The sequence below is a fragment of the Stenomitos frigidus ULC18 genome, assembly GCF_003003795.1.
In the GTDB taxonomy this organism is placed as follows: Bacteria; Cyanobacteriota; Cyanobacteriia; order Leptolyngbyales; family Leptolyngbyaceae; genus Stenomitos; species Stenomitos frigidus_A.
Genome location: NZ_PVWK01000135.1, coordinates 24,724 through 51,690 on the forward strand (window position 1 = coordinate 24,724; position 26,967 = coordinate 51,690).

At 48.0% G+C, this 26,967-nt stretch carries 19 protein-coding genes; 14 read left to right on the forward strand and 5 right to left on the reverse strand.

Annotation, left to right across the window (positions count from 1 at the left end):
• Positions 1 to 278: 278 nt before the first annotated feature.
• Together C7B82_RS24880 and C7B82_RS24885 are read left to right on the forward strand one after the other, a co-directional pair.
• On the forward strand, positions 279 to 893 hold the full coding sequence (locus tag C7B82_RS24880; protein WP_146141256.1) for a hypothetical protein: 615 nt from the start codon (positions 279 to 281) through the stop codon (positions 891 to 893).
• Between the two features lie 71 nt (positions 894 to 964).
• On the forward strand, positions 965 to 1,228 hold the full coding sequence (locus tag C7B82_RS24885) for a hypothetical protein (protein ID WP_106259459.1): 264 nt from the start codon (positions 965 to 967) through the stop codon (positions 1,226 to 1,228).
• A gap of 419 nt (positions 1,229 to 1,647) precedes the next feature.
• On the opposite strand, the gene C7B82_RS24890 is transcribed toward C7B82_RS24885, so the two are convergent.
• Together C7B82_RS24890 and C7B82_RS24895 are read right to left on the reverse strand one after the other, a co-directional pair.
• The gene (locus tag C7B82_RS24890) at positions 1,648 to 2,598 is read right to left on the reverse strand and encodes a hypothetical protein (RefSeq protein ID WP_106259460.1); all 951 of its coding nucleotides are present in this window, start codon (positions 2,596 to 2,598) and stop codon (positions 1,648 to 1,650) included.
• A gap of 247 nt (positions 2,599 to 2,845) precedes the next feature.
• Positions 2,846 to 3,535: a hypothetical protein gene (locus C7B82_RS24895; protein WP_146141257.1), complete on the reverse strand. Its 690-nt coding sequence runs from the start codon at positions 3,533 to 3,535 to the stop codon at positions 2,846 to 2,848.
• A gap of 107 nt (positions 3,536 to 3,642) precedes the next feature.
• Here C7B82_RS24895 and C7B82_RS24900 point away from each other — a divergent pair, with 107 nt between their 5' ends.
• Positions 3,643 to 3,810, forward strand: a complete 168-nt coding sequence (locus C7B82_RS24900; RefSeq protein WP_106259462.1) for a transposase family protein — start codon at positions 3,643 to 3,645, stop codon at positions 3,808 to 3,810.
• 103 nt (positions 3,811 to 3,913) lie between these two features.
• Here the strand turns inward: C7B82_RS24900 and C7B82_RS31655 are convergent, their stop codons facing one another.
• Together C7B82_RS31655 and C7B82_RS24910 are read right to left on the reverse strand one after the other, a co-directional pair.
• Positions 3,914 to 4,168 (reverse strand): hypothetical protein, encoded by a 255-nt coding sequence (locus C7B82_RS31655; RefSeq protein WP_146141258.1) that lies wholly within the window; start codon positions 4,166 to 4,168, stop codon positions 3,914 to 3,916.
• A gap of 81 nt (positions 4,169 to 4,249) precedes the next feature.
• The gene (locus C7B82_RS24910) at positions 4,250 to 5,182 is read right to left on the reverse strand and encodes a Uma2 family endonuclease (RefSeq protein ID WP_245940079.1); all 933 of its coding nucleotides are present in this window, start codon (positions 5,180 to 5,182) and stop codon (positions 4,250 to 4,252) included.
• Positions 5,183 to 5,692: 510 nt separating this feature from the next.
• Here C7B82_RS24910 and C7B82_RS24915 point away from each other — a divergent pair.
• From C7B82_RS24915 to C7B82_RS24970, 10 genes are all read left to right on the forward strand, one after another.
• On the forward strand, positions 5,693 to 7,054 hold the full coding sequence (locus C7B82_RS24915) for a hypothetical protein (RefSeq protein ID WP_106259464.1): 1,362 nt from the start codon (positions 5,693 to 5,695) through the stop codon (positions 7,052 to 7,054).
• Positions 7,055 to 7,075: 21 nt separating this feature from the next.
• On the forward strand, positions 7,076 to 8,269 hold the full coding sequence (locus C7B82_RS24920; RefSeq protein ID WP_106259465.1) for a DUF1822 family protein: 1,194 nt from the start codon (positions 7,076 to 7,078) through the stop codon (positions 8,267 to 8,269).
• Complete coding sequence (locus tag C7B82_RS24925; RefSeq protein ID WP_106259466.1) at positions 8,266 to 10,671, forward strand: CHASE2 domain-containing protein; 2,406 nt, start codon at positions 8,266 to 8,268, stop codon at positions 10,669 to 10,671. Before C7B82_RS24920 ends, C7B82_RS24925 begins: the two co-directional genes overlap by 4 nt.
• Positions 10,672 to 10,708: 37 nt before the next feature.
• Positions 10,709 to 11,392: a hypothetical protein gene (locus tag C7B82_RS24930; RefSeq protein WP_106259467.1), complete on the forward strand. Its 684-nt coding sequence runs from the start codon at positions 10,709 to 10,711 to the stop codon at positions 11,390 to 11,392.
• Positions 11,393 to 11,407: 15 nt separating this feature from the next.
• Positions 11,408 to 14,761 (forward strand): beta strand repeat-containing protein, encoded by a 3,354-nt coding sequence (locus tag C7B82_RS24935; protein ID WP_106259468.1) that lies wholly within the window; start codon positions 11,408 to 11,410, stop codon positions 14,759 to 14,761.
• A 20-nt stretch (positions 14,762 to 14,781) separates the two neighbouring features.
• Positions 14,782 to 17,412: a CHAT domain-containing protein gene (locus C7B82_RS24940; RefSeq protein ID WP_219904681.1), complete on the forward strand. Its 2,631-nt coding sequence runs from the start codon at positions 14,782 to 14,784 to the stop codon at positions 17,410 to 17,412.
• Between the two features lie 636 nt (positions 17,413 to 18,048).
• Entirely contained in the window at positions 18,049 to 19,815 is a 1,767-nt protein-coding gene (locus tag C7B82_RS24955; protein WP_106259472.1) for a fatty acyl-AMP ligase, read from the forward strand.
• 5 nt (positions 19,816 to 19,820) lie between these two features.
• Complete coding sequence (locus C7B82_RS24960) at positions 19,821 to 20,729, forward strand: acyl-CoA desaturase (RefSeq protein WP_106259473.1); 909 nt, start codon at positions 19,821 to 19,823, stop codon at positions 20,727 to 20,729.
• Positions 20,730 to 20,764: 35 nt separating this feature from the next.
• The gene (locus C7B82_RS24965; protein WP_106259474.1) at positions 20,765 to 21,043 is read left to right on the forward strand and encodes an acyl carrier protein; all 279 of its coding nucleotides are present in this window, start codon (positions 20,765 to 20,767) and stop codon (positions 21,041 to 21,043) included.
• 75 nt (positions 21,044 to 21,118) lie between these two features.
• Positions 21,119 to 25,678 carry a type I polyketide synthase gene (locus C7B82_RS24970; RefSeq protein ID WP_181357655.1) on the forward strand — a complete coding sequence of 1,520 codons (4,560 nt, stop codon included), beginning with the start codon at positions 21,119 to 21,121 and terminating at the stop codon, positions 25,676 to 25,678.
• A gap of 86 nt (positions 25,679 to 25,764) precedes the next feature.
• Here C7B82_RS24970 and C7B82_RS24975 read toward each other — a convergent pair whose 3' ends face one another.
• Positions 25,765 to 26,196, reverse strand: coding sequence for a hypothetical protein (locus C7B82_RS24975; protein WP_106259476.1), 432 nt, complete (start codon positions 26,194 to 26,196; stop codon positions 25,765 to 25,767).
• Between the two features lie 108 nt (positions 26,197 to 26,304).
• On the opposite strand from C7B82_RS24975, the gene C7B82_RS24980 reads away from it, so the two are divergent.
• Positions 26,305 to 26,637, forward strand: a complete 333-nt coding sequence (locus tag C7B82_RS24980; protein WP_106259477.1) for a hypothetical protein — start codon at positions 26,305 to 26,307, stop codon at positions 26,635 to 26,637.
• The last annotated feature ends 330 nt before the right edge of the window (positions 26,638 to 26,967 follow it).

Here is a 26,967-nt window from a genome sequence, read left to right on the forward strand (position 1 = left end):
GGGGGTAGAAGTGGTGCTCAGGCTCAGAAGCGCTGAAGAACAGTACGTGGCAGCGGTCAAGGCGGAGCCGCTTTTGATCGTGCTCAGCCCTGCTTGCTTGGGGGCATCGATCCATCTACTTCCCCAGTTTGGGTGAACGCTTTCAGCCTCACACTAGTGAACTGAGGCCAGATCAAGTCTTGGCACTTCGGCATGGAGTGGTTACGATCGCGTCATTCACATCACGACCAATCTATAGTTGTAGCATCATGCAATGCCGAGTAGCCTTTTCTTGTTTCTTGGTTGCCCTCGCTGTCGTTGCCGTAAAACCGGCCCTGGCCCAAACGGCCATCACGATTGCTTACGACACCCAGGCGTTTCAATCCCGCAAACTGCAGGCGGGCACCATTGGGGCTTCCGTAAGTTATGAACCCTACAAGCCAGCACAAGACTCTCCAGAAGCGGCCAACAACCTTCGGTATCAACTTTCCTACAACGGTCAGGTCAAAGTAAGTGCAGCGGTTTCCACCTTGAGTAGTGGCGAAGTGGCACTCAAAGATCTGGATGGTGATCGCACGGCTGAAGTCATCGTGAGCAGCTTTAGCGGTGGTGCTCACTGCTGCACCAACCTTAAAATCTATATGTGGCGGGGGGATCAATTTATCGAGACCGACACGGGTTTCTTAGATGGTATAGGCGGCTCGTTTCAAGACATTGATCACGATGGTAAGCAAGAGTTTTTAACCGTTGACAATGCCTTTCTCTATGCGTTTAGCTCCTATGCAGGTTCCGTTCCACCCGATCGTATCTACGCGTTGCGCCAGGGGCGGCTTCAAGACGTCACTCGCAACCATCCTAAGGATCGTGGATTAAATAACCTGAACGATCGCTCGGCTCTAGGGGCTTGGCATTGACAAGCCCCTACCCCAGAATTGCATCTTATTAAATTCTCGTTCCTAAATATCTGCGGAAGCAACTGCAAGCGATGTTTAAGGCCTTCCAAGAGCGTCGTAACCAAGGGGAGCGGAATGGTGTGTTGGCTGGCTACGTTGCCCAAAAAGCGCTTTTGGGCGAGTTTCAGCAGGGCTGGGACTTGATGCTGGCAAATTACGATCGCACCTCGGACTGGGGGCTGACTCGCTATAACAGTGAGGGGCGAGAAACCGGGCGCTATCCCAACTTCCTCGCGGCCCTGAAAGCACTCCTGATCCAACGCGGTTACCTGAAGGCCCAAGGGCAACCCCGTTAGTTGCTTGAGGTTGCCATGCTTCTGTCAAATGCATCTGCAAACAGGTTGGCAGCAAGGGAGAAGGCAATGCATTTTAGACTGCGCTTAAACGCTTGTGTCAGAGGCGGCACTGCTGTTCAAGGTTGCCCTCACTTTAACGATCAGACGCAGGTTTATTCGCACCTGGTAGACCATTGAGTGTATAACCGGGAGCACTGGCCCTGAACAGAGGCGTTAAAGATCTTCTGCTTGGACTCCTTTCAGCCTGATGAATGGGTCGTCGCAGTCTGGGAAAACGCTTCTATGGGAAGCCACTCTGATGCTACAGAGAAGAAACAGCAAATAGAATGGCGGCCTGTCCGCTACTGAGCCACGCCTTTACCTCTCAAGACCAGTAAACGCTTCGTGCTGCGCCTCTAGATCCAGTGCTAACGCAACTGTCAATGGACGTTCAGTGCGGTTTCCGCATGCAAAAACTTTCCTTCACATTCGAGGGTGCCGCCAATCGTGGCACCGACTAGAATGACTGTTCCCTTCGCCTCAAAGCCCTCGCGCAGGAAAACATGCCCAGTCACGTTGACCCTATGGGCAGTCAGTGCGGTTTCCGCATGCAAAAACTGCCCGCTGTCGCATTGGAGGTTGCTGCCAATCGTCGCACTGAATAGGTTAACCGTCCCCTGTGCCTTAAATTTGTGGCTTAGGTTCACGTTACCTTTTACGGATGCACCCTCTAGATCCAGTGCAAGTGCCGGTTGCAGGAATTGTCCCTTGCTACAGTCGAGATTGCCCTCAATCCTGGCACCACGTAAGATAACGGTGCCTTCGGCTACAAAGCCTTGGAGCAAGAGGATACTGCCAGTCACTTCGACCTCTCTAGCGTCAATCGAAGTGGGAACCGCTGCCTCAGTGGAAACGGTTTCTATTTGACTCGGAGCCAGGCGTGTACCACTCAGATCGAGTCTTCTCAGCGTTGTTTGCTGCAGACGCAGCGGCTCAGCAAAAGAGCAATAGGCGAACCTCAAGGGAATGGCAATGTCTGAGAAACTAAGGTTCAATGCGCCCTCAATCTTCGCGCCTGCAACGTCCAGACCTTGAGGCAAGCACAACTGCCACACTGCGGGCTCAATACACAGCCACCGGAGACGATCACCGCGTAGAGTACGCTCCTCTCCCCACTGTGAGGCATTCTCAGGTTGGTCGTCTACCACTACTCCTGTTTGGTAGTCAATCCGTTTACCGTTGGCGATCGCGCGAAAGAGCTCATATTCCGAAGCACTTAGTTCCTGAAACTTCTCCTGTGCCAAAGTGAAGAGCTTCTTCTCGGCAAAGTTCAACACCCCGTACTTTTGCGTTGCGACAACTAGCAGCTCCTGGACGGGATTGTTTTCCATAACCCAAGCGACAACGACGGTTCATAATACCCTTTATGGCTGAGTTTAACTCCGCTGCTAAGCCTAAACCTACTGATGGACGTTAAGAGCCTCCTTTCTGTGATCAATGGCTATTTTTCTGGGTAGTTGTCTCTAACAGCACAAAGAAACGGTACGCAGTCATATCCTCGCGGAAAAGGTAGTCGAAGCTCACCTGGAGTCCCCAACACAACGCCAACTCACCCCGCTTCGCAAGGGTCAACCGTTGCTACGTGTGCAAGAGCAACTCAGCAAAAGTCGCCAACTCTTGCACCCTGTCAACCGGTGGTGGTGGCTCTGGTAGTGGAGTCGCTGGTGTTACAGCCCCTTGCTCCACTGCCAAAGGAGCAGTCTCTACCATTGGTTCTGCCAACGGTATTACAGGTAACGACTCTGGCACTGTCGATTCATTCGCGCCCAGAACGCCTAAAGTATTAGCGCCCAGAATGAAGCTTGTTGACTGCTCAAAGGTTTCAGGCGTTTTTAAGACTTGCTCTGCTGACCCGTTCATAGCGTGCTCAGCAACAATTTTGTCAGCCATTTCGAGTGCTGCCCGTAACTCAATGGTTGGCGCTTTGGATTCCTGGTCGGAACTCAAAGGTGCCTGAACATTGACTGTCAGGTCTGACGTAACTGGCAACGCTAAGACGGTTGCTGCAGTACGAACGGCTCCGTTTGGGAGCTCTGGGCGCTCATTTAAAGGTTCTACGAATGAGTGGCAGGAATGCGGCTCAGGCGCTACGAATGAGTGGTCAGAACTCTCAGCCTCCGTGACTGGCTCGACAATGGCTAACTCTACGTTTTGCCCCAGTTCGAGTGCTGGCAGCAACGCTTCTGTAGGCGTACTCAATGAGCGCCCAGAACTCGCTGTCTCGACTGTTGGCGCTTCTACACTCTCTACAGTTGTTGTGCAAGCCACAGGTGCTACTGGCCAGGGCGAACGCACACGTAACTTAACAATGAGTGCATGGAGAATACAGAAGACTTAGGATTCAAGGCAGTCGTGCATCTGAGTCGAGGTTCTTCATGCCTGAATCAGCCATTACAAGCCTCAAAGCCCATTTCGGAGAACTGCCTGATCCATGTGCCCAACACAGCATTGAGCATTTACTGATTGATATAGTGATGATCACAATTTGTGCTGTGATCTGTGGTGCAGAGAGTTGGGTGGAGATCGAAGCGGTACGGTTTTAGCCTACCGCGTAGCATCCTTGTAGAATCCCCGCTCATTGATGACAAGGAGAGTCAACATCTCAAGAGTCTGCGCAGTCAGCATTATGACATGGCGTATTGCTTGCTAGAAGCGGAGCGTTACTTGCCAGAACCACTGTCCCAGCCCGAATTCCTTCCATTGACTCTTGATGAAAGTCAGGTTGTGCAACTCAAGCAGGAGATCAGTTGTTTGCTGGCCTTTGTGGGCGATTTGTTGAACCACCACTCCCGCGTAGAACGCTTCCGCTATCCGTCTCAACGCTGCTATCACTGATACGGCTGCATAGCGCTGCACCGCTGCAATCAGAATCGGTAGGCAGGGACGGCACCTGATCGGCATCCTAGAACAATGCTAGCCGTCATGGCTGCCAACGCTGCGGTTGCTTGGGCAAACTGAGCCTTTACTCTAGCAAGTGCCGCATCAGGGCAAGCCATTGAGGGCTTCCACTTGTGCCGCTGACAACTGCAACAGCTGCGTCACCTGCTCCAGTGCCATTCCCGTTGCTAGAAGCGTTTGTGCTGCTCGCAACAGTTGGGTCTGAGCTTGTTCCTTTGCCTGTCGCTCTTGCTCTGTATCCGTCAACAACCAGGTGCCCGTCTGGTCACACCAGCGTAACCAGGGGGCAGTCACACCTTCAAAGCTACCCTGCCAGAGCCCCAAGCCAAGGTTCAAATCTGGCAACCAGACCAGTGGCGTTTCCAGGTTGAGTGGCTGTTCCTGATACAGCCCGCCGTCAAGCTTGAAGTAACGTAAGCACTGTGTGTAACGATTGTAAACAAAGTAGTGTGGTACCCGCAGATGCGTTTCATAGACCTCAAATTTTCCGGGTGGCTTTGCATCCAACCCCGCCTGCTCGGCCTCTGAAACGGCAGCGCTACCCGCAGGCGTTATCGGTTCACTCTCTGTCACGTTCGCTGTTTCATCGTAGAAGCGCCCCAAGTCTTCTGCTTCTGTTCCCGGTGACAAAAACTCAACGACAATATAGGGCGGATGGTCTTCCTGCCAAAGTACATAGCTGCGGCGCAAATCTCGTTGCTCGTAGAGGCGCGGCACATCGACCACGAGAAACCAATCGGGTCGCTTGTACCAAAGCGGCTGACGCACTGTGTAGTAAAGGTTAAGGTCAGAGGCCGTGAAGCAATTGTCTCGACTGTAGCCCCCTAAACTAAGCGTCCGGCTCAGGAGTTGCGGTTGGAGGTCATGAAATTCATCTGGCAAACCAGGCTCCTTGGAGTCTTCACTGGGCAAATCATACATGGTTGGCAACACCTCCTTCGGCGGGCGTGGTGGATCATGTTGCTCAATCTGGATGGCACTACCTGTACCCAGTAGCGTGCGAGTTGTCGAAGCCATAAGCATCTCAGCGTAATGATTTCTTAGCCCCCATCTTATCGCCCTATCAAAGCGGATGAACAAATCTAGCGGCTTGGTTTTACGACTCTCGGGTCACATTTAATGGTAGTCCTAAAGATGTAAGGATGGCTAAAACGCTTTGCCAGCCTTGAGTTTATCGAGACACTGTCGTTTGGAAAGCTCCAAGTATCAGCTTAAGACGGAAGCTACAAGGCTGATTCTCTCGTTGCTCCCTTGGGCGTGTGGCTGCAAAGACGTGGAAAAAGTCGGTATACTTCCGAGCTGCAAAGTTGGCTGTAGACTCTGAAAGCCTTATCTGGAAAAACTTACAGCTATAATTACCTGTTTAGCACTACCCAAACGCTTAGTCAAACGCTAGAAACACTGGGTCATCAAGTCTCTGTGCAACCCCAAGGTGCTTCAGCAAAAGCTTAACTAGACGAGATTTTCAAGTCAGTATCATCGCTACCTTTACCCCATCTATTGACATACCAGTTGGAGCACCTGACGATGGCTAAAGTGTGGATGTCGGTGCAGGTTCAAATGATGGAAAATTGGGAACTGTCAATGTATTGGTCACTGGTTCGGTTGAATCCTGCAGGCGGCTACCAGGTTAATCACATTCGTCAAGTTCATGCTTATCTTCAGCATCTTTTTCCAGACTTACAAGCAAAACCTAAGCCCGACCGAGCGCTTCAGAGGCGGCTTGCCCAACTATTTCAAGCGGGTGAATTAAAAGCTGGTTTGAGCCTGCGCTGCTACATCTCTCATGTAATTTTGCAAGAATGCCAAGCCCTAGTAAAGCAATTTGGGGCTTATTACGGCTTTGACGTGGCAGATCTATTGTCCTATGTGCTGAATGACGAGGGTGAGCTTACTATTGGCACCTTCAAGCCCTTTGGGTATGAGATTTTGGAGAAATATAATGCTGAGGTTGCCGCACTGAGTACTTGGGCTGCGCGATTAGTGCGCCAGAATGCTGATTTAAAGCGATGCTTGAAGGATTACGGGCTTTTGCTCATTTCAGATTGGGGTTTACTCAATGACACAAAAGCTCGACAACTTCGGCGCATTCTGAGGGAATATTTTGATGAAGCTGAAGCAATTACCAATCAGGCGATATGGGTGCATGAAGCTTATCGATTTGTTTACCTACCCGATCGCCCAGGTAGTCGAGGAGAAATTTGCGCGGACCCGACAGCAGAGCAGTTGCAGCGAATGGTAGCCTACATTCAGGCAACATTCCAGCAATCTCTATCCCCTGCAACGGTGATGACTTGCCTACAGTGGAGTGCAAAGCGGCTCCGCCAATACCGACTAAAGCAGCAACCCAAGTCATTTCAACGCATTGATCCACCCGTTGAGCGAGAGGACGATCTTGAGATCGATCGTTTCTTGCATGACTATCAGCAGCAAGTCTTGCAGTGTCTGGATCAATCCATCAATACCGTTGTAAAGGGGCGAATCCAGGGAACGTCTCGCCGCATTCGCGTCACAACCGTCGAGAATTTTTTGCAGGCACTCAACTCCTATTACTGCGAAGGACTCTCTCAGGGTGAGATTGCTAAAAAAATGGAGGTTAGTGGGCAAGACCGGATCGCTAAACTGCTAAAACTGACTCAACTCCGATCGGAGATTAAACTTCATATGTTCGCCTGCTTGCAGAACTATATTCAAGTAGTTGTGAATGTGGGAGATAGCCCAGATCAACTCCTAGCCATTGATGCAGCCTTGACTGAACAACTGGATCAACTAATTCAACAGGATCAGGATTGGGGCTTTACGACAAAAGCTCATCTTCAGCAACAAGGCAGCTTACTCGGTCGGCGTATTTGTGAATACCTTAAGGGACTTTCGCTTAAAAGCCGATGATTCACCCTTTCAATTGATTTTATGTTTTCTGATTCTGTTGACTCAATTCCGTTAGACTTTATGCCGCAGGTGAGCGATCGCGTTGCTCTCGATCCAGTGGTCATTGATCGTGCCGTTGCCTTCAGTCAAGCGATGCCTGAACCAATTCGATGGCAATCATATCTGGCATTATTAGCACTAGAAGGGTTTGCAGCCTGGCTGGAAACCCAAACCCTACCCATTCAACTGGAGCGGTCGGATGCTAGACTAATTCAACCGTCCCACTTTGATGTCCCAGCGGCAATTACACATCTGACGCTCAGTCAACTACAGGTTTGCTTGATTGTGGCGAGCGCCGATCGTGAAGAGGCGATCGAGGTGCCGCTCAGTGTAGTCGATGAACTGTGTCAAGTAGCCCACCTCTATGTGGCCATCGCTGTCGATGACGAATCTGGGCAAGCGGACGTGCAGTGCTTCATCCGCTACGATCAGCTTGCTCAGTATCGGCAGGACACTGGTTTGCTCCCAACAATCCATCACACTTACCTTCTGCCTAGAGCGATCTTTGATGCTGATTTGCATCATCTCTTACTGTTCGCAACTGGGCTACGATCAACCGCGATCGCCCAAGCCGTTCCCTCCACTACCACTTCGCCCGCTATTCAACAAATTCTGTTACAACCAATCATCAATACAGCAACCTGGGCACAGCAACAGCTTGCAAACCTGGCCAAGGGGCTGCATCAGTTAAGCAATGAAATTGTGCTGACGTGGGTACCACCGGAGAGGCAGACCGCTAGCGCAATGCGATCGGCTCAAGCAGCAGCAACCCAACCTGTAGCTAATCTAGCTGCTATCCTGCAAAATCTACGCAGCCAGGGGTATGACGTACCTCAAGCGGTGCGCGCAGTTTATCAAGATGTATTAATGGGTGATCAGAAGCTGCGACTGTCGATCGTCACCTGGCAACTGGCGGCTGACTCTCTCAATGAGGCAGAGCAAGAATGGTCGCTCCTGGTGATCGTTGAAATGGTACAGGGGGTCACACCCATCGAGGGCATTCGGTTAGCCATCCGAGAGCAACAGACATTAATGCTTGAGAGGATCTTGCTGCCGGGAGTTGCCTATGAGATAGCCCAGGTGATTGGCTTTTTGCATGAGCAATTTATGATTACGATTAGCTTCCCCCCTGGCAGTAGCGTCACACTGCCCCCGATTGCATTTGAAGCGCAATGAACCGTTCTACGCCAGTCCACACTCATATTTTCCAGCTTAAGGTTCAAGCTTTAGGGCAAATCTGTTTATTTGAGTTGGGTTGGGGCAAGGGGCAGAGTTTAACCGTGCAGGTTCCCTATCCTAGCGACGTGATTCAGATCTATCAGGACTGGCAACAAGCATACTTAGGGTTCTATCAGTCAGGTCAACTCAGAGGGCGAGCAGGAAAAATCGCGATAACGATGGATTGGCGCACACAATTGGATGAAACTGAGAAGAAATTGAAGGAGCGGTTTCACTATTGGTTACACAGTGCCGAACTTTACGAATTGCGAACGCAAATTACTGCTGTTAGACCAAAATCTAATCTCCTGACTTCACGCCTAGCTACAACAATTCAGCTCTTTTTAACCTGCAACACGATCGAACTGGAACGATTACCCTGGGAAAGCTGGAACCTAGGTGGCGAATTTGGGCTGACAGAAGTTGTACAAATTTTGCGCTCACCGCTCAATGTGCGAGATGCAGCAACCCAATCCATGTGTCAACCAAAAGGCAAACGGGCGAGAATTTTGGCGATTTTAGGCGATGATACCGGGCTAAATTTTGAGACTGATCGGCAGGCAGTAAAATCGCTGCAAAAAGTGGCAGACATTCAATTTGTGGGGTGGCAACCACAACAAACTGCAACTCAGGTCATTCAGCAGATCACTGCTGCGATCACTCATCCATCCGGATGGGATGTGCTGTTTTTTGCCGGACATAGCAAGGAAACGGCGCTGACGGGGGGAGAACTGAGTGTTGCTCCGGGAATCAACATCACGCTGCAAAGTCTGATGCCTCAACTGACGATCGCGAAGCAACATGGATTACACGTTGCCATTTTTAATTCTTGCAATGGTCTAAGTTTAGCAAAGGCCTTGATTGATTTAGGGTTGAGCCAGGTTGCAATCATGCGCGAACCGATTCACAATGCGGTGGCACAGCAGTTTCTTTGGACGTTTTTGGATGGATTGGGTAAACATCTTGATGTCTGTGAAGCGATTCATCGAGCACGGCACTTTTTAGAGACGCAACAAAGCATTTATCCCTCCACAGCCCTAATTCCCTCATTGTTTTGCCATCCAGGAGCGAATCGATTTCGCATTCCTCGCTCCGTTCCACATCGCTTTCGAGCTTGGTATCCCAATTGGTTGGAAGCGATCGCACTTGGCACTGGCTTAACGTTGAGCTTGCTCACACCTGTGCAAGATTGGTTGCTGGATACTCGTCTGTTGTGCCAATCCTACTATCGTGCTGTGACAGGACAAGTCCCGGCTCAAACCACACCCCCAGTGGCGCTCATTCAGATTGATCAAGAATCCATTTACCGCCAAGGGTTGTCCCAACTGCATCCCATTGATCGCAGTTACCTCGCGCAACTGATTGATCGACTGCAAAACCTAGATGCTTCGCTGATTGGGATCGATGTTCTGCTAGACACACGCCAACCGGGGGACAAGGCCTTGGCGGCGACTGTCCGACGTGCGCTTGAGCGACAAACCTGGCTGATCTTTTCGGCAATTTTGGATGGTGATGGAGAATTAGGAGTCAGTCAAGCCACGGGAATTGCCAACCCCAACTGGATGGTACAGGGCTATACGGATACTCACTCCTATTTTCTAGAAATGGCTGATCTGAAGGCGTGTGAACACATCTGTCCCTTTTCCTACTTGCTAGCTCTAGTACAATCTGCAAAACAAGATCGTCCTCAACTGCTCCAACCAGCCCTGTCTCGTGCTTCCAACCTGCGAACTGAATTCTTACAAAGAGTTGGCGAAACGAGTCTAACCAATCATCAATTAACAGCGCTCAAAACAATGCAAACGCCTCTGGGTTTGCAGCCACTAGTCGATTATTCGATACCACCCGATCGCGTATATGAACGCATTCCAGCCTGGAAATTGCTTGACCCAAAGGCATCTCAAACCTTGCGGATTCAGCCAAACCAACTGGCGTTGATTGCAGGCGGGTGCGATGATCGCTTGGGGTTTTCAATGCGCCAAGCCGATTGCTTCTCTGCCCCTAAAGCGATCGAATTTTGGAGCCAACAATCTGGGTTAACAGGCGGAGAACTGCTGGCATATATGACGCATCATTTTTTAACCCAACGATTGGTGGTGCCCATTCCTGATTGGTGGATGATTGGACTCGCTACCTTGATCGGCAAGGGTGTGGTGATTGGAATCCATTCTGCCCAGCGCCAAGGCAAACGCATTCATCGCTACCAAATTCTAGGGGGAACAGTTGGAGCGAGCGCAATTTATGGACTGGCGACCTTACAGCTCTATCTGTCTGGAGCAATTTTGTTACCGTGGCTCCTGCCAACAGGGCTTTGCTGCACATATATTTCAGTCACTTTGAAAGGAAAGTACTATGATTAATCCACGCCAATGCAGCCGATGGCTTAGTAGAGTTATCATGACCAGCCTCATACTACCCATCCTTTACCTGCCTGCGAACGGAGTCCCGTTAACGGAGTCGGAGAATTTCTTGTTACGCGGATTTGCCCAAGCTAACTCCCAACCAACATCCAAGATAGGCTTCTGGCAGCACAAACCTAGGCGACCACGAACGATTCGCGGTAATGTTTGCCCCATTTCTCCAGGATTAATTGAAACGCTGAATATCTGGCATGATCGGCCTTTATTCATCTGGCAGGGTCAAGGGAGCCAACTCCGGGTGCGGGACTATAACCAGCGGGACAGGGTGTTATGGGAGCGTACCATTACGGATCAAGCACCAGTACGATATGACGGCCAAGCAGCGCTGCAACCTGGTCAACTCTATCAATGGCAGATCATGGCGACTGATCCGGCAACCCCCAATCGTTTAGCCAATCAGAAAACCTGGGAAACGTTCAGGGTTTTGCCCGCCGAGCAACGGCAAGCGATCGGCACAGCCTTGCGGACATTAGAGCAACGTTTGCAGCAACAAAACGCATCAGCTGAAGACATTGCCTTGATCAAAGCCGAGTTTTTTGCGGATCAAGACCTTTGGTCAGATGCGCTCCAGGTAATTTATGAAGTCAGCAATCCATCGGCTCAATTTGTTGAGCAGCGATCGTCTTATGTTGCTTCCCTATGTCAATCATCTGCCCCATAAACCCCTTCTGCATTCATGGTTTATCTCGATGAACGCCTCGGTCTATTCAGCCTTTTAACCTTGGTAATGGCAGTCATGTCCCTGCCTGCCTCTGCTCAAATTGCCGGGGATGGGACTCTGGGAACTCAGGTGAATGGTGCCCTGACGGCTCCCTGTACGGGGACTTGCTTGATCACGAATGGCTCTGCACGAGGCAGTAATTTATTTCACAGCTTTCAACAGTTCTCGTTACCGAACCCGACGGATGCCGCTGGCTTTGTCATTACTCCAGCGATTCAAAATGTGATTATGCGAGTGACTGGGCAGGGTAATGCTTCTGTCTCTAATATTAATGGCACCCTTGCAACCATTGACTCAACAGGTGCTCTCATCCCAGTCAATTTCTTTTTGCTCAATCCAAACGGTATTATTTTTGGTCCGAATGCCACGCTGTTAATCGGCGGTTCATTCCTGGCAACCACTGCTGATCGAATGCAGTTCCATCCTGGAACAGTCTTCCATACTCGTGATCCGGCTCCTTTACTAACAGTCAGTGTGCCCACGGGTTTACAAGTTGGGCAAAGCCCAGGCGAAATACAGTCAGCGATGCAAGTTAGTGCCGGAGTGAATAGCCTCTTCACTGATGTTGCCTTAATTGGTGGAGAGGTAATCCTGGATGGATCATTTGTCATCTCGCCAGGAAGGCGGATAGAAATTGCTGGATTAGCAGCGCAAGGGACGATTGGGCTGGATGTAAAGAACCGATTAAGTCTGAATTTTCCCGATGATACGCTCCGCTCAAATGTCACCTTGCGGAATGGCAGTGTAATTGATGTGATTGCAGCTCAGGGTGGAGCCATTACCATTACGGGTCAAAATATTGGCATTGACGGCAGTTTGTTGCTTTCAGGCATATCTGGCAACGGCGGCACATCTCAGGCGGGGGATATCACCCTCAATGCTACGAATCAATTGACGATCGCAGGCACTTCCAATACCCTCACCAACAGTGCCATCATTAACGCCGTCTTACCAAATTCCATTGGTAACGGCGGGAATGTGCAAATTACTGCAGGCTCTCTTGAACTGAATGACGGTGCCAGAGTATTGGTCAATACAACTGGAGAGGGAAATGCAGGAAATGTGTTTATCCAGGTTCGCGATCGTGTCACGCTCAATAATGCATCCACGATTGAGAGCAATGTGACACAAACAGGCATTGGTCAGGGGGGCAATATTCAGATTGTTGCCAACAGCATTGCCCTGAATAGCTCTCAAATTCAATCGCTCACAGCGGGACAGGGAGACTCAGGAAATATCAGGCTTAAGGCACAAGATCGCATTACCATCGGGGGGCGTCTAGCAAATGGTCTTAGTGGCATTGTCACGAGTGTTCTTTCCACTGGAGTTGGGCAGGGGGGCAATCTTCAGCTCTCATCCGGCACACTGGAACTAGCAGATAGCGCGCAGCTACAGGCAGCGAGTGCTGGACGCGGCAATGCGGGTGATATTGTGATTGATGCACGCGATCGTGTCACTTTTAACGCGGGGCAAGCATTAAGTGTGAATATGGGTGTTGGGAATGCAGGTGCAATTCGGATTTCTGCCAATACTTTAGAATTGTCTACACCAGAGTCCACACTGCAATCCAGTGTGGCGGGACCCGGTAATGCCGGAAATATTTTGATCAATGTGCGCGATCGAGTCCTCCTTAATGGAGGAAGTGTTCTTAGCTTTGTCGATCGAAATGCTGTTGGTCGAGGCGGAGATATTCAAATTTCCACCAAAACTCTGGAAATAACAAATCGGGGACAACTCAATACCTCAACCATTGGAACTGGTAATGCCGGAGATATTCTCATCAATGCCAGTGATCGCATCCGGCTAAACAGTGCCGATATTGTCAGTGCTGTCCAGTCTGGGGCTGTTGGCAATGGAGGCAACTTACAGATTTCCACAAAGGTTCTGGAAGCGAATAATCAAACTCAACTAAATACGTCTAGCGTTGGCGCAGGTAGTGCTGGCGGTGTTTCTATCAATGCCAGCGATCGCGTTTCATTTGATAATTCCTTTATTGCCAGTCGTGCCCTTCCAGGGAGTACTGGAGGTGGAAACGATATTGTTCTCTCAACAAACATCTTTGAGTTGAAAAATGGCTCAACGGTAATTGCTAACACTGAAACAGCTTTCAAGGCTGGTGATATTCGGGTAGAAGCGAATACAATCACCCTTTCGGATCTAAATCCCCAGGACAAACAACCCAGTGGGTTATTTACACAAACTGGTGGTAGTGGCAGCGGTGGCAATATTTTCGTCAATGCCAATTCCTTGCGGCTACTCAATGGAGCATTACTCGATGTCCGTACGGTTGCAACCGGAGATAGTGGCAGCATTACGGTTAATGCTAATACAGTTGATTTGCTCAACGGCAGCCTATTTAATGCAGCCACTGAAAGTACAGGTCGAGCAGGCACCATCAAAGTCACTGCCAACGATCATCTCACGATCGCAGGAACGAATCCAGCGTTTGACCCCTCAAAACTCACGCCCATTCTGAACGGTGGAATTTTCGTTCGTTCACAGGGTACAGGTGGAGCAGGGAATATCACCGTTACAGCGCCTCAACTTCAGCTCAATCAAGGCATTATCAGTGCAGAGTCAGCAGCCGTAGATGGGGGCAATATTAATTTGAACGTGCGCGATCTTTTGATATTGCGGAACGGTAGTGTCATCTCAGCAACAGCAGGAACTGCAGAAGCGGGCGGTAATGGAGGTAACATTACGATCAAGATACCAGAGGGATTCATTATTGGGGTGCAAGGAGAAAACAGCGACATTACTGCGAATGCCTTCACAGGAAGCGGTGGCAGAGTGAATATTACCGCCCAAGGCATTTACGGGTTGCAGTTTCGTCCCCAACTCACGTCCTTCAGCGACATCACTGCCAGTTCTACCTTCGGCATCAGCGGCATAGTTACCCTCGACACGCTTGATATCGACCCGAGCCGAGGTTTACAAGACTTACCGACTGACCTGGTTGATCCATCTCAGCAAATTGTGCAAACTTGTCCTCGTGGAGTAGGAAGTCGCGAACTTGGCACCTTTGTCGTAACCGGACGCGGAGGATTGCCGCAAAATCCGACAGATTTGCTCACTGGTAGCTTTCCGGTAAAGCCGCTGGCGAATCTGATCGAAACCATTCCACAAAGGGGTTCTAAACCAATACTTTCCGAGCCAAAAGCTGTTGTACCAGATCCAATCATCGAAGCCCAAAAAATTATTAGAACTGACAACGGCGAGGTGCTCTTGGTGACCGTTATCCCAATTTCTGATGTTTTAGGTTATCCATCCCGATTGGATTGTTCTCAACTCGCTCCCCACCTTAAATGAGGAATACAGCAGTGCAATCAATGAAACATCGATTCATTCGCATCGTTGCACTCTTTTTGCTAGCACTTTTGCTGTGTGTTTCCTTGCCCAGTTGGGCTCATTCTCCAACAAATTCAGCAGGAGCCATTAGCCAATCTCCATCTGCCTCCGATGTGGAACAACAAGCACGATCGCGGTATCAAGCCAAACAATTCTTTGAAGCCGCAACCTTATTCCTGCAAGCTGCCAAGGCTTATCAAGCCTCTGGTGATTCCATTCGCCAAGTACTGAGCTTGAGCAATTTATCTCTTTGCCATCAGCAGATGGGAGCCTGGGAAGAGGCAAATCATGCCATTCTCGATAGTTTAGCAATTTTACAAAATCAAGTTGATGCATCTAGCATCAACTCATTAGTACTCGCTCAAGCACTCGACATCCAAGCAGATTTACTCTTAACGAGAGGACAAGCTAGAGAAGCCTTAGCCGTTTGGGAAAGAGTCACTCTCCTTTATCGCCAACAAGGACAGACAAACCGCGTCTTAGAAAGCCAAACCAATCAAGCCAAAGCACTACAACAACTGGGATTACATCGACGCGCGATCACTCTCCTACAATCAGCGCTTAACCTTTCCACCCAAGGCTCTGACTCCCTAAAAACTCAATTGGCTAACACTGTGGCATCTTCCGAGGCTGCGGTCGCCCTCCACCAATTAGGTGAATCGCTACGAGTGATTGGTGATCTATCCCAAGCAAAAAGTGTCATGGAGCGTTGTTTAACGATCGCCCAACAATCGCCCTTGAATGATCTGATTGCCCTTGCTCAACTCAGCTTAGGAAATATTGCTTATGGCGAAACGGATTTTCAAACTGCATCAGCATTTTATCAACAGGTAATGGATAAAGATTCGAACAGTTTGCGAGTGCAGGCTCAACTAAATCTGTTGAAACTATTGCTGCAGACTAAGCAAATAGTCACGGCTCAACGCTTGTTGCCACAGATTCAGCAACAGGTTGATGCCCTACCTGCAAGTCGAGTATCCATTGAGGCCCGAATTAATCTGGCACAAACTCTGATGAAGTTAGCAGAAACGCCAGATCTGCAGGTGATCGCGAAGTCGTTAGCCTCCGCAGTTCAACAGGCAAGGGAACTCGGTGATCCGCGCTTAGAATCCCACGCGTTGGGAAGTTTGGGAGGTGTTTACGAGCAATCCGCACTCAGTGGAAAGGATGAAACCGAGCGATTGCAACAATTGGCCGGAGCAGCACAGCTCACGCGAAACGCGCTCCAACTTGTGCGATCGCTGGATGCGGGAGAACTTACTTACCTCTGGCACTGGCAACTAGGACGAATTCTCAAAGCAGAGGGTAACGATGAAGCGGCCCTTGCCTCCTACCAGGAATCAGTGACCACGATCCAATCACTCCGAGCAGACCTGGCAGCAGCAAATCCAGAGGTACAGTTCTCCTTTCGAGATACGGTGGAACCCATTCATCGACAATTCGTTGAATTACTACTGCAATCCACTCAGCCTGATCGCCTGCAAACAGCACGAAACATCATTGAGTCATTGAAATTAGTGGAACTCGACAATTTTTTTCGAGAAGCCTGTTTGAATGCCAATCCAGCTCAGATCGATCAGGTTGATCAGCGGGCAGCAGTCATTTATCCAATTTTATTGGACGATCAACTAGCAATTATTGCCAGTTTTCCCCAAAGTGCAAACTCTACCATGCGTGAATTACAGTATTACAAAACGGCAGTGAAGCGTTCAAAGGTTGAAAATCTGGTAGATATTTTGCGGGATGACCTGGATCAAGAAACAGCTTCAGATCTAGCGTTCCCTAAACTCCAGCAAATGTATGATTGGTTGCTTAAACCGATCACAGCTGATCTTCTTACCCATCCAGTTGAAACATTAGTGTTTGTACTGGATGGCAAGCTTCGTAATATCCCAATTGCAGCTTTGTATGATGGGAAACAGTTTTTAATTGAAAAATATAGTGTTGCGCTCACTCCAGGCTTGCAACTGCTATCGCCACGCTCGCTCAAACAAGAATCCTTGAGCGTGTTTGCCGCTGGACTGAACGCAGAACGTGCCAACTTTCCACCTCTCCCTTATGTGGAACGTGAAATTCAAACAATTCAATCTGAACTACCCAATCGGGTTCTGTTCAATCAAGCCTTTACCAGTACGGCTTTTCAGAAACAGATTACAGCCCTTCCTTTTCCGATCGTTCACTTAGCCACGCACGGGCAGTTTGGTGGCACGGCTGAAGAAACCTTTATTCTCACCTGGGATGGCAAACTCACGATCAATCAACTCAGCAGCACTCTCAAAAGCGGTGAATTATCGCGAACGAAGCCTCTGGAGCTACTGGTATTGAGTGCTTGTGAAACAGCAGATGGAGACGATCGCGCCGCCTTGGGTTTGGCAGGAGTCGCTGTGCGATCGGGTGCCCGTAGTACGGTTGCCACTCTCTGGCGCATCAACGACAAAGCCACAGCAAGTTTAATGGGCAAATTTTACAGCGAATTGGCGCGAATCAACAAGTCTGGTATTTCCAAAGCCGAAGCCCTACGTCGTGCGCAGCTATCAATTCTGAATGATTCCCAATACAAAAAGCAGCCCTACTTCTGGGCTGCCTTCGTTCTAATTGGGAATTGGACCTGACGATCTTGACTGAAATTGGGCTTCGGACGTTGCTACTGCTTGCGCATCAAGCTAGCGAGACTCAACGCTCAGACTTTTGTGTGTCTCAAACTATGATTGCGCTTGCTAAGTTGGGTCGCTTCTTCGCTCGCAAGGATGATGTTGAGCCTGGACCAACCGTACTCTGGTGAGGCTGGAATATCCTTCCAAATGCGACTCGGTTTAGCACTCGCCTCTTCCCTCAACTTTGTGGGATAGTCAGAGCTCTGGTGGTGGAGCCGTTGCAGCAGTAGGTACAGCAGGTCGCATCACTCGACCACATGATCGTTCAGGAGCAGAATCGACTGGAAACAGTAGCGTCAGGTTTAATAACGGAGATCCAGGGACAGATGAAACAAATTCTGGCACAAACAGCGATTGATCTGGACGCTCTGGGCTATGACTACTTCACAGGTAGGGGATTTGTGAATGCGAGTGCTGCCGTGCTCGGGCATCGCCTGAGCACGCGATTTTGCCTATGCCCCGCCGATCTAGTCAGACTTATCGACAAACTTGCATAGGTTCCCCTCTCTTAGAAAGACTTTATAGGTGTAAGTCAGAAACAGCCACCAAAAAAGTAGAAGCACAGTCAGAGGAAAGCCAGACAGTATAGATATGATGAGCCAATCACTCGATCCTTTTGGTTTGAAACTCAGCCCAAAATCATTGCTGGATGTGTTGGAGTACAGGGCTAGCCGCCAGCCTGAGCAAACCGCTTATACCTTCCTAGTCGATGGCGAACGCGAGGAAATTAGCCTCACTTATGAAGAGTTGCATCAGCGAGTAAACAGTCTTGCTTGCCATTTGAGTACCCTAGTTGCCCCTGGAGAAAGGGCATTGCTGCTCTATCCACCTGGTCTGGATTACATCATTGCCTTTTTTGCTTGTCTGCAATCGCGCCTCATCGCGGTTCCTGCCTATCCGCCTCGGCCAAACAAGTCTATATCTCGTCTACAAGAAATTGTGAAAGATGCCCAGCCAGGGCTGGCACTGACGACGCAGGCAGTCTTACTCAAGGCAAAGGATCTATTCACTCAAATACTCAATGCAGATACGTTGCCATGTCTTGCTACGGATGTTTCTCATCCTGCTTTAGTGAAGGACTGGGAGACTCCTGAAATCAATCGTCAGACGCTGGCCTTTCTACAATATACCTCTGGTTCCACAGGAACTCCTAAAGGGGTCATGATCACTCATGGCAATATTCTTCACAACTCAGCATTAATTTATAACGCCTTTACGCATCAATCGCAGAGTAAAGGTCTAGTCTGGTTGCCTCCTTACCATGATATGGGTTTAATTGGTGGAATTTTACAGCCACTCTATGGCGGGTTCCCAGTCATATTAATGTCCCCTGCACACTTTTTGCAAAAGCCTCTGCGATGGTTGCAGGCTATTTCTCACTACAGGGCAACGACCAGTGGAGGACCTGATTTTGCTTACGATTTATGCGTTCGTAAGGTTACAGCGAAGCAAAAAGAGGAGCTAGACCTGAGCAGTTGGGATTTGGCTTTTAATGGCTCAGAAGTTATCCGCACGAAAACTTTAGCTGATTTTGCTAGAACTTTTGAATCTTGCGGCTTTAGCCAGAAATCATTCTACCCATGCTATGGCTTAGCAGAAGCTACTTTACTGGTTTCTGGAGGTCCCAAAACAAAAGAGCTATTGGTTCATTCCATTCGCAAGTCAGACCTTGAGCAGCACCGATCGCTAAATGATGTTTCGGAAGCAGCAGCAGTAGAAGCCGTTATCAGTTGTGGGCAAATCAGATGTAGACAGGTTGTGATTGTCCATCCCGACACTTTAGCGATGTGCTCCTCTGATCAAATTGGGGAAGTTTGGGTGTCAGATGCAAGTGTGGCGCTCGGCTATTGGAATCAGGATAGTGAAACCAGAAAGAATTTTGATGCCTATTTAGGCACTCAAGGGCCCTTTCTACGCACTGGAGATCTGGGATTTTTACAAGATGGAAATCTCTTCATTACTGGACGTATCAAAGATATCATTATTATCCGAGGTTGCAACTACTATCCTCACGATATTGAACTCACTGTAGAACAAAGCCATCCGGCGATTCAATCTGCACCTGGGGCAGCATTTTCTGTAGAAATGAATGGTGAAGCGAAATTAGTCATCGTGCAAGAGGTCAGAAGAGACCGACTCCGAGATTTACCGACGCAGAAAGTGATGGCACGTATTCGCGAGTCTGTTGCAGCGCAGCATGGTTTGCAGGTTTTCTCTATCGTCCTCATTAAACCAGGCTGTATTCCCAAAACGTCCAGCGGCAAAATTCAGCGCTATGCCTGCCGTAGTCTTTTCTTAAACTCAGCCTTTGATGTGATTAAAGAACATGGTGGAAACACGAAAGCGAACAAGGATTGTTGAACACAATGAAAAAAATAACCATAGCAAACGAATATCTCGTAAATCAGCAAAGGCGGTTTGCTTTAGCGACAGTTTTGCTTCCTTCTGCCGGTTCTGTTGTTGCACTTGGGCTTCTGTGGCAAGTAGGAATTACTCCGGTTGAGATCGGGCTATGTGTCGGGATGTATGCTTTGACGATTACTGGAATTACAGTAGGCTTTCACAGGTTGTTCTCCCATAGTGCCTTTCAAACCAGCAATGCGCTCAAAATAGTTCTCGCGATCGCAGGCTCTATGGCTGCTCAGGGACCTGTTATTCATTGGGTGAGCAATCATCGTCGTCACCATCAATATAGCGACCAAACTGGCGATCCCCATTCACCCCACTTAGAAGGCGATGGTAAGTTCAGGTGGTTGCGTGGGTTATGGCATGCACAAATTGGTTGGTTATTTACCAGTGAAGTTACTAATTCTTCACTGTTTGCGAAAGACCTGTTACGCGACCCAGTCATCACAAAAATTAATCAATACTACCTCGTCTGGTTAATTTTAGGTCTTCTTCTACCCGCTCTCATTGGAGCAGCTTTATTAAAGACTTGGATAGGGTTCACTTCTGGTTTTTTGTGGGGAGGACTACTGCGAGTGTTCCTGGCACATCATTTTACTTGGAGTGTAAACTCTATGATGCATTTATTTGGAACGAGTGCTTTCAATACTTCTGACCACAGCACAAACAATATTTGGTTTGCCATTCCTACCTTTGGCGAAGCATGGCACAACAATCATCACGCGTTCCAAAGTTCAGCTAAATTTGGACTCCAGTGGTGGCAGTTAGATATTGGCTATTGGGTCATTCATCTTTTTGAAAAGGTGGGCTTAGCGTGGAATGTAAAAATTCCCACAACAGCCATGATCGATGCGAGAAGAAAAATGTAGCCCCAGTCTTGTTGATCAAAAAGGAGAGGTTCAACGTGGATACTCAAAATAAGGTAAGTGAATCAGTGAGTTCAACAGAAATTGAACGTTGGTTAACCACTTACTTAAGCGAGTTGCTTGATATTAGTCAAGATGAAGTCGATATGCAAGCAACTTTTGACTCACACGGATTAGATTCTGCGGCAGCGATAGGCTTAACAGGCGAGTTAGCAGATTGGCTAGCTATCGACCTTGAACCGACCTTGTTATATGAACATCCTAGCATTCAAAAGTTAGCTAATTTTTTGGCTGGGGAACTTAATGCTGAGAAGTAACGCATAACAGTAACAAATTCGACAAGATGCCGAATTTGAAAGTTGTTTACACTACTTAAAAGTAGAGATTACCAAGTGGAAAACATTGGAATTATTGGGATTGGTTGCCGTTTCCCTGGCGCAGAGACTCCAGACTCTTTCTGGACTCTCTTGTATGATGGAATTGATGCCATAACGGAGATTCCACAAGACCGTTGGAATATTGATGCCTTTTACGCTGAAGGATCAGGCGTTCCGGGAAAAATGAATACGCGATCGGGTGGGTTCTTGAAGCAAACAAACGAATTTGATCCAGGGTTTTTCGGCATCTCTCCTCGTGAGGCCAAATACATCGATCCCCAGCAACGGTTAGTTCTTGAAGTAGCTTGGGAGGCATTAGAAAATGCTGGAATCGCCCCGGACAGCTTAGCGAATACCCATACCGGAGTATTTATCGGTGTAAGTAACGCTGATTATCATCGGTTGCTCTATCAGGATTTAGATCATGTAAATGGTTATTGTGGCACTGGTACTTCTTTTAGCATCATCGCAAATCGTCTTTCCTATCTTTTGGATCTACACGGTCCTAGTGTCGCTATCGATACGGCCTGCTCTTCCTCTCTTGTTGCATTGCATTATGCGTGTCAGAGCTTGCAAACTGGAGAATCGGACTTGTGTCTTGTTGGAGGTGTGAATGTCATCTTAACTCCTGAACTTCACATCACATTCTCTCAGGCAGGGATGATGGCACCGGATGGGCGTTGTAAAGCGTTTGATGCCGCCGCAGATGGATATGGTCGTAGCGAAGGGTGCGGGATGGTTATCCTCAAACGTTTGTCAGACGCAATCAGCAGAAAAGACAACGTACTAGCGATTATTAGAGGTTCAGCGGTCAATCAAGATGGTCGTAGTAATGGGCTTACAGCACCTAACGGGTTTGCTCAACAAATGGTCATTCGCAAAGCATTGGAGAATGCCAACGTAGATTCCAATCAAGTCAGCTATGTCGAAGCGCATGGTACTGGTACACTACTTGGAGATCCAATTGAAATTAAATCGTTAAAGGCGGTGTTGACGGAAAATCGATCGCCCGATCAATCTTGCTGGATCGGGTCAGTCAAGACCAATATAGGTCATCTAGAAGCTGCGGCAGGCATTGCCAGTTTGATTAAGGTCGTGCTGGCTTTACAGCACAAGCAGATTCCACCCCATCTGCATTTAGAGCAATTGAGCCCATATATCTCATTGCAAGATACGCCATTTCGCATTCCGGTTGAGCCCCAAAGCTGGACAATCGGCGATCAGAGACGAATTGCTGGTATCAGTGCTTTTGGCTTTGGAGGAACCAATTGTCATGTCATCCTTGAAGAATTCATTAGCCCTCAAGTTTCATCTAGTTCTGCTCAACGCCCAGTTCACCTTTTCACACTTTCGGCAAAGAATGAGCAGGCCTTAAAGCAACTGGCTCAAAGGTATATAAACTTCTTTGACACACATCCAGATACATCACTTGTGGATATCTGTTCTACAACAAATCAGGGCAGATCTCACTTTGATTATCGTTTAGCGATTGCTGCTGAATCTCATACTCAAGTACAACAGGCTCTTAATGCTTTCGTTAAGGGAGAACAAGCTCCTAGACTTGTCACAAAGAAAGCCAATCAAAGAAGAAAACCTAAGATTGCGTTTTTATTTACGGGTCAAGGCTCTCAGTATCAGGGAATGGGATCTCAACTTTACGAGACTCAACCAGTCTTTCGGAGGGCAATCGAGCAATGTAGTCAAATATTGTCTCTTTATTTAGATCAGTCATTAACAGATACTATCTTCTCAAAAGATGGTTCATCGCTTCTGGCACAACCTCTTTACGCCCAACCTGCTCTATTTGCAATCGAGTACGCTATCACCAAGCTTTGGCAATCTTGGGGTGTTGAGCCATCTGCTGTGATTGGCCACAGCCTTGGAGAATACGTCGCTGCCTGTATTGCAGAAGTTTTTAGCCTTGAAGCTGGATTGCAACTCATTGCAGCGCGATCGCAATTAATACAGACCTTGCCTAGCGACGGTGAAATGGTAGTTGTTTTCGCAGGTGAAGCTACCGTTGAAAAAGCCGTTCAAGATCATGCACCTGGTATTGCGATTGCTGCAGTAAATGCTCCGAGTAACACCGTGATCTCTGGCTGTCAGCAAGATATCGTTAAGCTCATCACTATTTTAGAAGAATCGGGAATTAAGACTAGAAAACTAAAGGTGTCTCATGCCTTCCACTCAGGCTTAGTTGATCCAATCCTAGGTGTCTTTGAGGAAAAAGCTAGTCAAATTGAGTTTCAAGCTCCTTGTCTTCCACTTGTTTCGACACTTACGGGTGAAATAATGCCATCAGAGTTTATGCCTGATGCTAGCTACTGGCGAAGTCAAACACGGGAAACTGTGAAGTTCATGCCTGGACTCAATACTTTGTTGAATCAAGGGTTTGACCTATTTATAGAAGTTGGGCCAAAGCCAATTCTATTAAATTTAGGAAAAAGCTTTCAGAAAGGGAAGCAGGTTATCTGGTTGTCATCTTTAGCTGAAGGTAAAGATGATTGGTCTGTGTTGATGGAAAGTTTAGCTGAGTTATATGTCAGCGGCGTAAGCATCAATTGGGAAGGGTTGAATCTTGATTATGTGGAACGTCGATTGGAACTCCCTACCTATCCTTTTCAATGCACTTCCTACCAAGTTCAAGCAAGCCAGGAAATCACGACTCAGCCTAATACAGAATCAGTACCTTTTAAGATTGCTATGAATACAGGACATAAAGCAGCTCAACACGAAGAAATTGTCTCTGATTTACGCTCTACTGTTGCCGAGTTGCTGCAATTAGACAGTTCAGAAGTCGATATTCACTCATCCCTTTTAGAAATGGGTGCAGATTCTCTCGTTTTGATTGAAGCAACACAAAAGATTGAGAAAACCTACAAAGTCAAAATTGCCATTCATCAACTGTTTGAAGAACTCGCAACACTTAATATATTGGCCTTATATATTCAAGAGCAATTAGGCTCACCAGCTCCCATAAGTCCTGAGACCGATAAATCTCATGATGTGTATGACTCAAATGCCATTGCTCCGGATGAGATTACACAGATGTCATTAGGAAGCAAGGAATCTCAAAAATCTGAATCAGTATTAGAAGAAATCATTTTGAAACAGCTCCAAATCATGTCAGAGCAATTGCAGGTTCTACAAAGTAAAAAAAAAGATAAGTTGGTTTTAACAGCTCAAGCAGGCATACAATCCACTTTCTCAGACTTGACCACTCAAAGTTTCTTATCAGAAGGTAGGGAAGTCATTCAAAAAGGAAATGTTTTAAGCATTGGCAGTACTGAAAGTCATGAAGTCACCGATTGGTATCCCCTGAGCGACTCTCAGAAAAGGTTTTCTCGCCTAGCTAGACTAGGGTATGAAGGGAAGCAAGCTGGCAATATGGGCTGTGCCATCAAGATTAATCGAGAAATAGACTCTTCACGCTTGAAAAAAGCTTGGGAAGAAGTATTAGCACGTCATGAGTCTTTATCAGTTCAGATAGATGTAGATGGAGAGAGACAAAGAAAAAGCAGAATTATAGAAACTCCTTTTAATGAAATAGATCTATCAACCCAACAAAATTCCACTTTAGAAGAGTTACTTACTGAGCAAGTAAATCAGGAATTCGATCTAATCAATGGCCCCCTGATTTTACTTTCGGTTATAAGAGGGACAAACTCAGCATGTTACTTGTCTTTAACTGCACATCATACCGTAGGGGATGGATGGTCTTTTTCACTATTGTTTGGTGAATTACTTAAGTTTTATCAAGGGCATGAGAAAGATGGTACTTTTAGGCTCTCTGTACCTCCATCATATTTTGAGTATGTGATGAACGAACCTACGCGTGTTTCAGAGTCAACTTTGCAGTACTGGTTGAAGCAGCATGCTGAAAAGCGGCCTGAGATGTTGTTGTCGGTTGTTGACGATCGCATCTCACCGTTCATTGGGAAAAGATTACTCCATGTGATTGCCATAAAATCTATTAAAAGTAAATTAAAGCAATTAGCAATGCGTCTAAGATGCACTACATTTACTCTTCTTTTTGTTCTATTTCAGATTCATCTCTATGAAACCTATGGGAAAGAGGAATTTACTGTAGCAGTGCCAACTGCAAATCGACAGTTTGCCGAAGGCGCTTCTTTAGTGGGATGTTGTGTGAATTTAATGCCTATTGTGTGTTCATGCAAGGCGAACAACAACAGTCCTGAAATTTTCAGTCAAACTGTCAAAGAGATATTATTAGATGCTTTTGCAAATCAAAATTATAGTTACAGCAAGTGGATGTCAATAGTAACTCAAAATCATTCACCAGAATATCAACCGATACAAGTTAGTTTCAACATAGAACCTCAGCTACCTCTGTTTAGTGAGAGTCTTAAGAAAGCAAGCTTTCTCCCTCTTCCAATTAATTATGTAGAGTTTCCATTAATGCTAAATATTTTAGAACAAGAAGATGAATTGTATTTGAAGCTTGACTTCCAGATGAGGTATCTCAGCGAAGCACAAGCAGAAGAATTTTTACAAAGATTTATAGCAATGATTAAAGCTCTATTACTTGAACCGAAGAAAGCACATCTTAACTGAAGCTAAACTTAACATCAAAAGTTTTTGCGAAGCTTCGCAAATGTTTTTTGGGCACGCACTGGCAGCACTACTCTTGTCCTGACGCTCTACGGTAGCCAGTGTTGACGGTCAATGGTGTGACTGGGTAAGCACTGTAGTCTTGCACTGGCGGCCATGCTGTCGAGGGTAGGCGTCGTGGGAGGGGTAGGAGTGGGCACGACACTCAGGTGCGTGGCTATGTTTAACGGCATGAGTTGAATACGCCGCCGCTGTTGTGGTTTCGCCTTACTCTCAGGCTGACGGGACGTTGCTGCCTTTGGTGGCGTCTTTGAAGGCGCTGCTGGCAGTTTGAAGGCTTCTGCTTGAGCCGTGACCCACTGCAACACTTGCTGAGCGCTGTCGCCAGTCAACACCAGCGTTTCTGCCTGGCCAAACCGTAGTTCCAAAGAGTTGTCTGCCCCAGGCACAAAACGCCGTACCATGCCGAGGTTGACAAACTCGATCCCGTTTAAGGTCTCTACCTGGAAAATGCTGCTCACAAGCCGTCTTCATGGACTATGCGGCTATTCTAGTGCAGTTGTTCTATGGCGTAACAACTACTTGGGGCAGACTTTGACGCGTTTCCAGAGCACCTTAAGCGAGAGCCGTTGTCTTTACACACTGCCGAGCAGTTGCTAGCCCCATGGTCGCACTACGAGAACACGAAACACGCTCACTTAGAGGTGCTACCGCTGTTCCTTCTACCTACCCACCTGGAACGCAATGCAACCGTCATCGAGGCGATTGCCTATACCATCGAGCAGCAAAGCCTGCTCCTAGCGGAAGCCGAAACGGCCAAGCAATCTGAGCAACGGCTCGCCCAAGCGACCGACGCTGATGAAGACACTGATGAGGACGCGACTGCGCCCACGATTACCGCTTGTTCCTGGGAAGAGGTCGAAGAGAAGTTTCGTGGTCGCGGTCGTCACTGGCACCCATGACCGAGACAAGCGCTTTCACTATCAGGTGACTGATGATGAAAGTGCCTGCGGCAGGTAGGCGGTTTGCGTCATTGGACCTTGCGTCACAACGATGGCAAACTCATGCGCTGCCAGCCCAAACCGATCGCTTCTGTTTGGGCTGGCAGCGACTGGATTCAAGCACTTGCTCACTAGTGGTAATATCTACACACCTCTGGACGTCTTAGCCTTGGCTGCCTTGTCCACTAGGGTGTGCTCAGTCTCAAAAGTATGTCTTATACCAATTAAATATGAAGTTGCGCCAAACTAAAGGAGTCCCCTTTGAGGTCATGGGTCATGCCAGGACGCCCC

Bases quoted from the DNA above. Each gene is read 5' to 3' on its own strand.
- C7B82_RS24885 (WP_106259459.1), top strand. From the start codon at position 965: ATGTTTAAGGCCTTCCAAGAGCGTCGTAACCAAGGGGAGCGGAATGGT.
- C7B82_RS24890 (WP_106259460.1), bottom strand. From the start codon at position 2,598: ATGGAAAACAATCCCGTCCAGGAGCTGCTAGTTGTCGCAACGCAAAAG.
- C7B82_RS24900 (WP_106259462.1), top strand. From the start codon at position 3,643: ATGCCTGAATCAGCCATTACAAGCCTCAAAGCCCATTTCGGAGAACTG.
- C7B82_RS31655 (WP_146141258.1), bottom strand. From the start codon at position 4,168: ATGCCGATCAGGTGCCGTCCCTGCCTACCGATTCTGATTGCAGCGGTG.
- C7B82_RS24910 (WP_245940079.1), bottom strand. From the start codon at position 5,182: ATGGCTTCGACAACTCGCACGCTACTGGGTACAGGTAGTGCCATCCAG.
- C7B82_RS24915 (WP_106259464.1), top strand. From the start codon at position 5,693: ATGGCTAAAGTGTGGATGTCGGTGCAGGTTCAAATGATGGAAAATTGG.
- C7B82_RS24920 (WP_106259465.1), top strand. From the start codon at position 7,076: ATGTTTTCTGATTCTGTTGACTCAATTCCGTTAGACTTTATGCCGCAG.
- C7B82_RS24925 (WP_106259466.1), top strand. From the start codon at position 8,266: ATGAACCGTTCTACGCCAGTCCACACTCATATTTTCCAGCTTAAGGTT.
- C7B82_RS24930 (WP_106259467.1), top strand. From the start codon at position 10,709: ATGACCAGCCTCATACTACCCATCCTTTACCTGCCTGCGAACGGAGTC.
- C7B82_RS24935 (WP_106259468.1), top strand. From the start codon at position 11,408: ATGGTTTATCTCGATGAACGCCTCGGTCTATTCAGCCTTTTAACCTTG.
- C7B82_RS24940 (WP_219904681.1), top strand. From the start codon at position 14,782: ATGAAACATCGATTCATTCGCATCGTTGCACTCTTTTTGCTAGCACTT.
- C7B82_RS24955 (WP_106259472.1), top strand. From the start codon at position 18,049: ATGAGCCAATCACTCGATCCTTTTGGTTTGAAACTCAGCCCAAAATCA.
- C7B82_RS24960 (WP_106259473.1), top strand. From the start codon at position 19,821: ATGAAAAAAATAACCATAGCAAACGAATATCTCGTAAATCAGCAAAGG.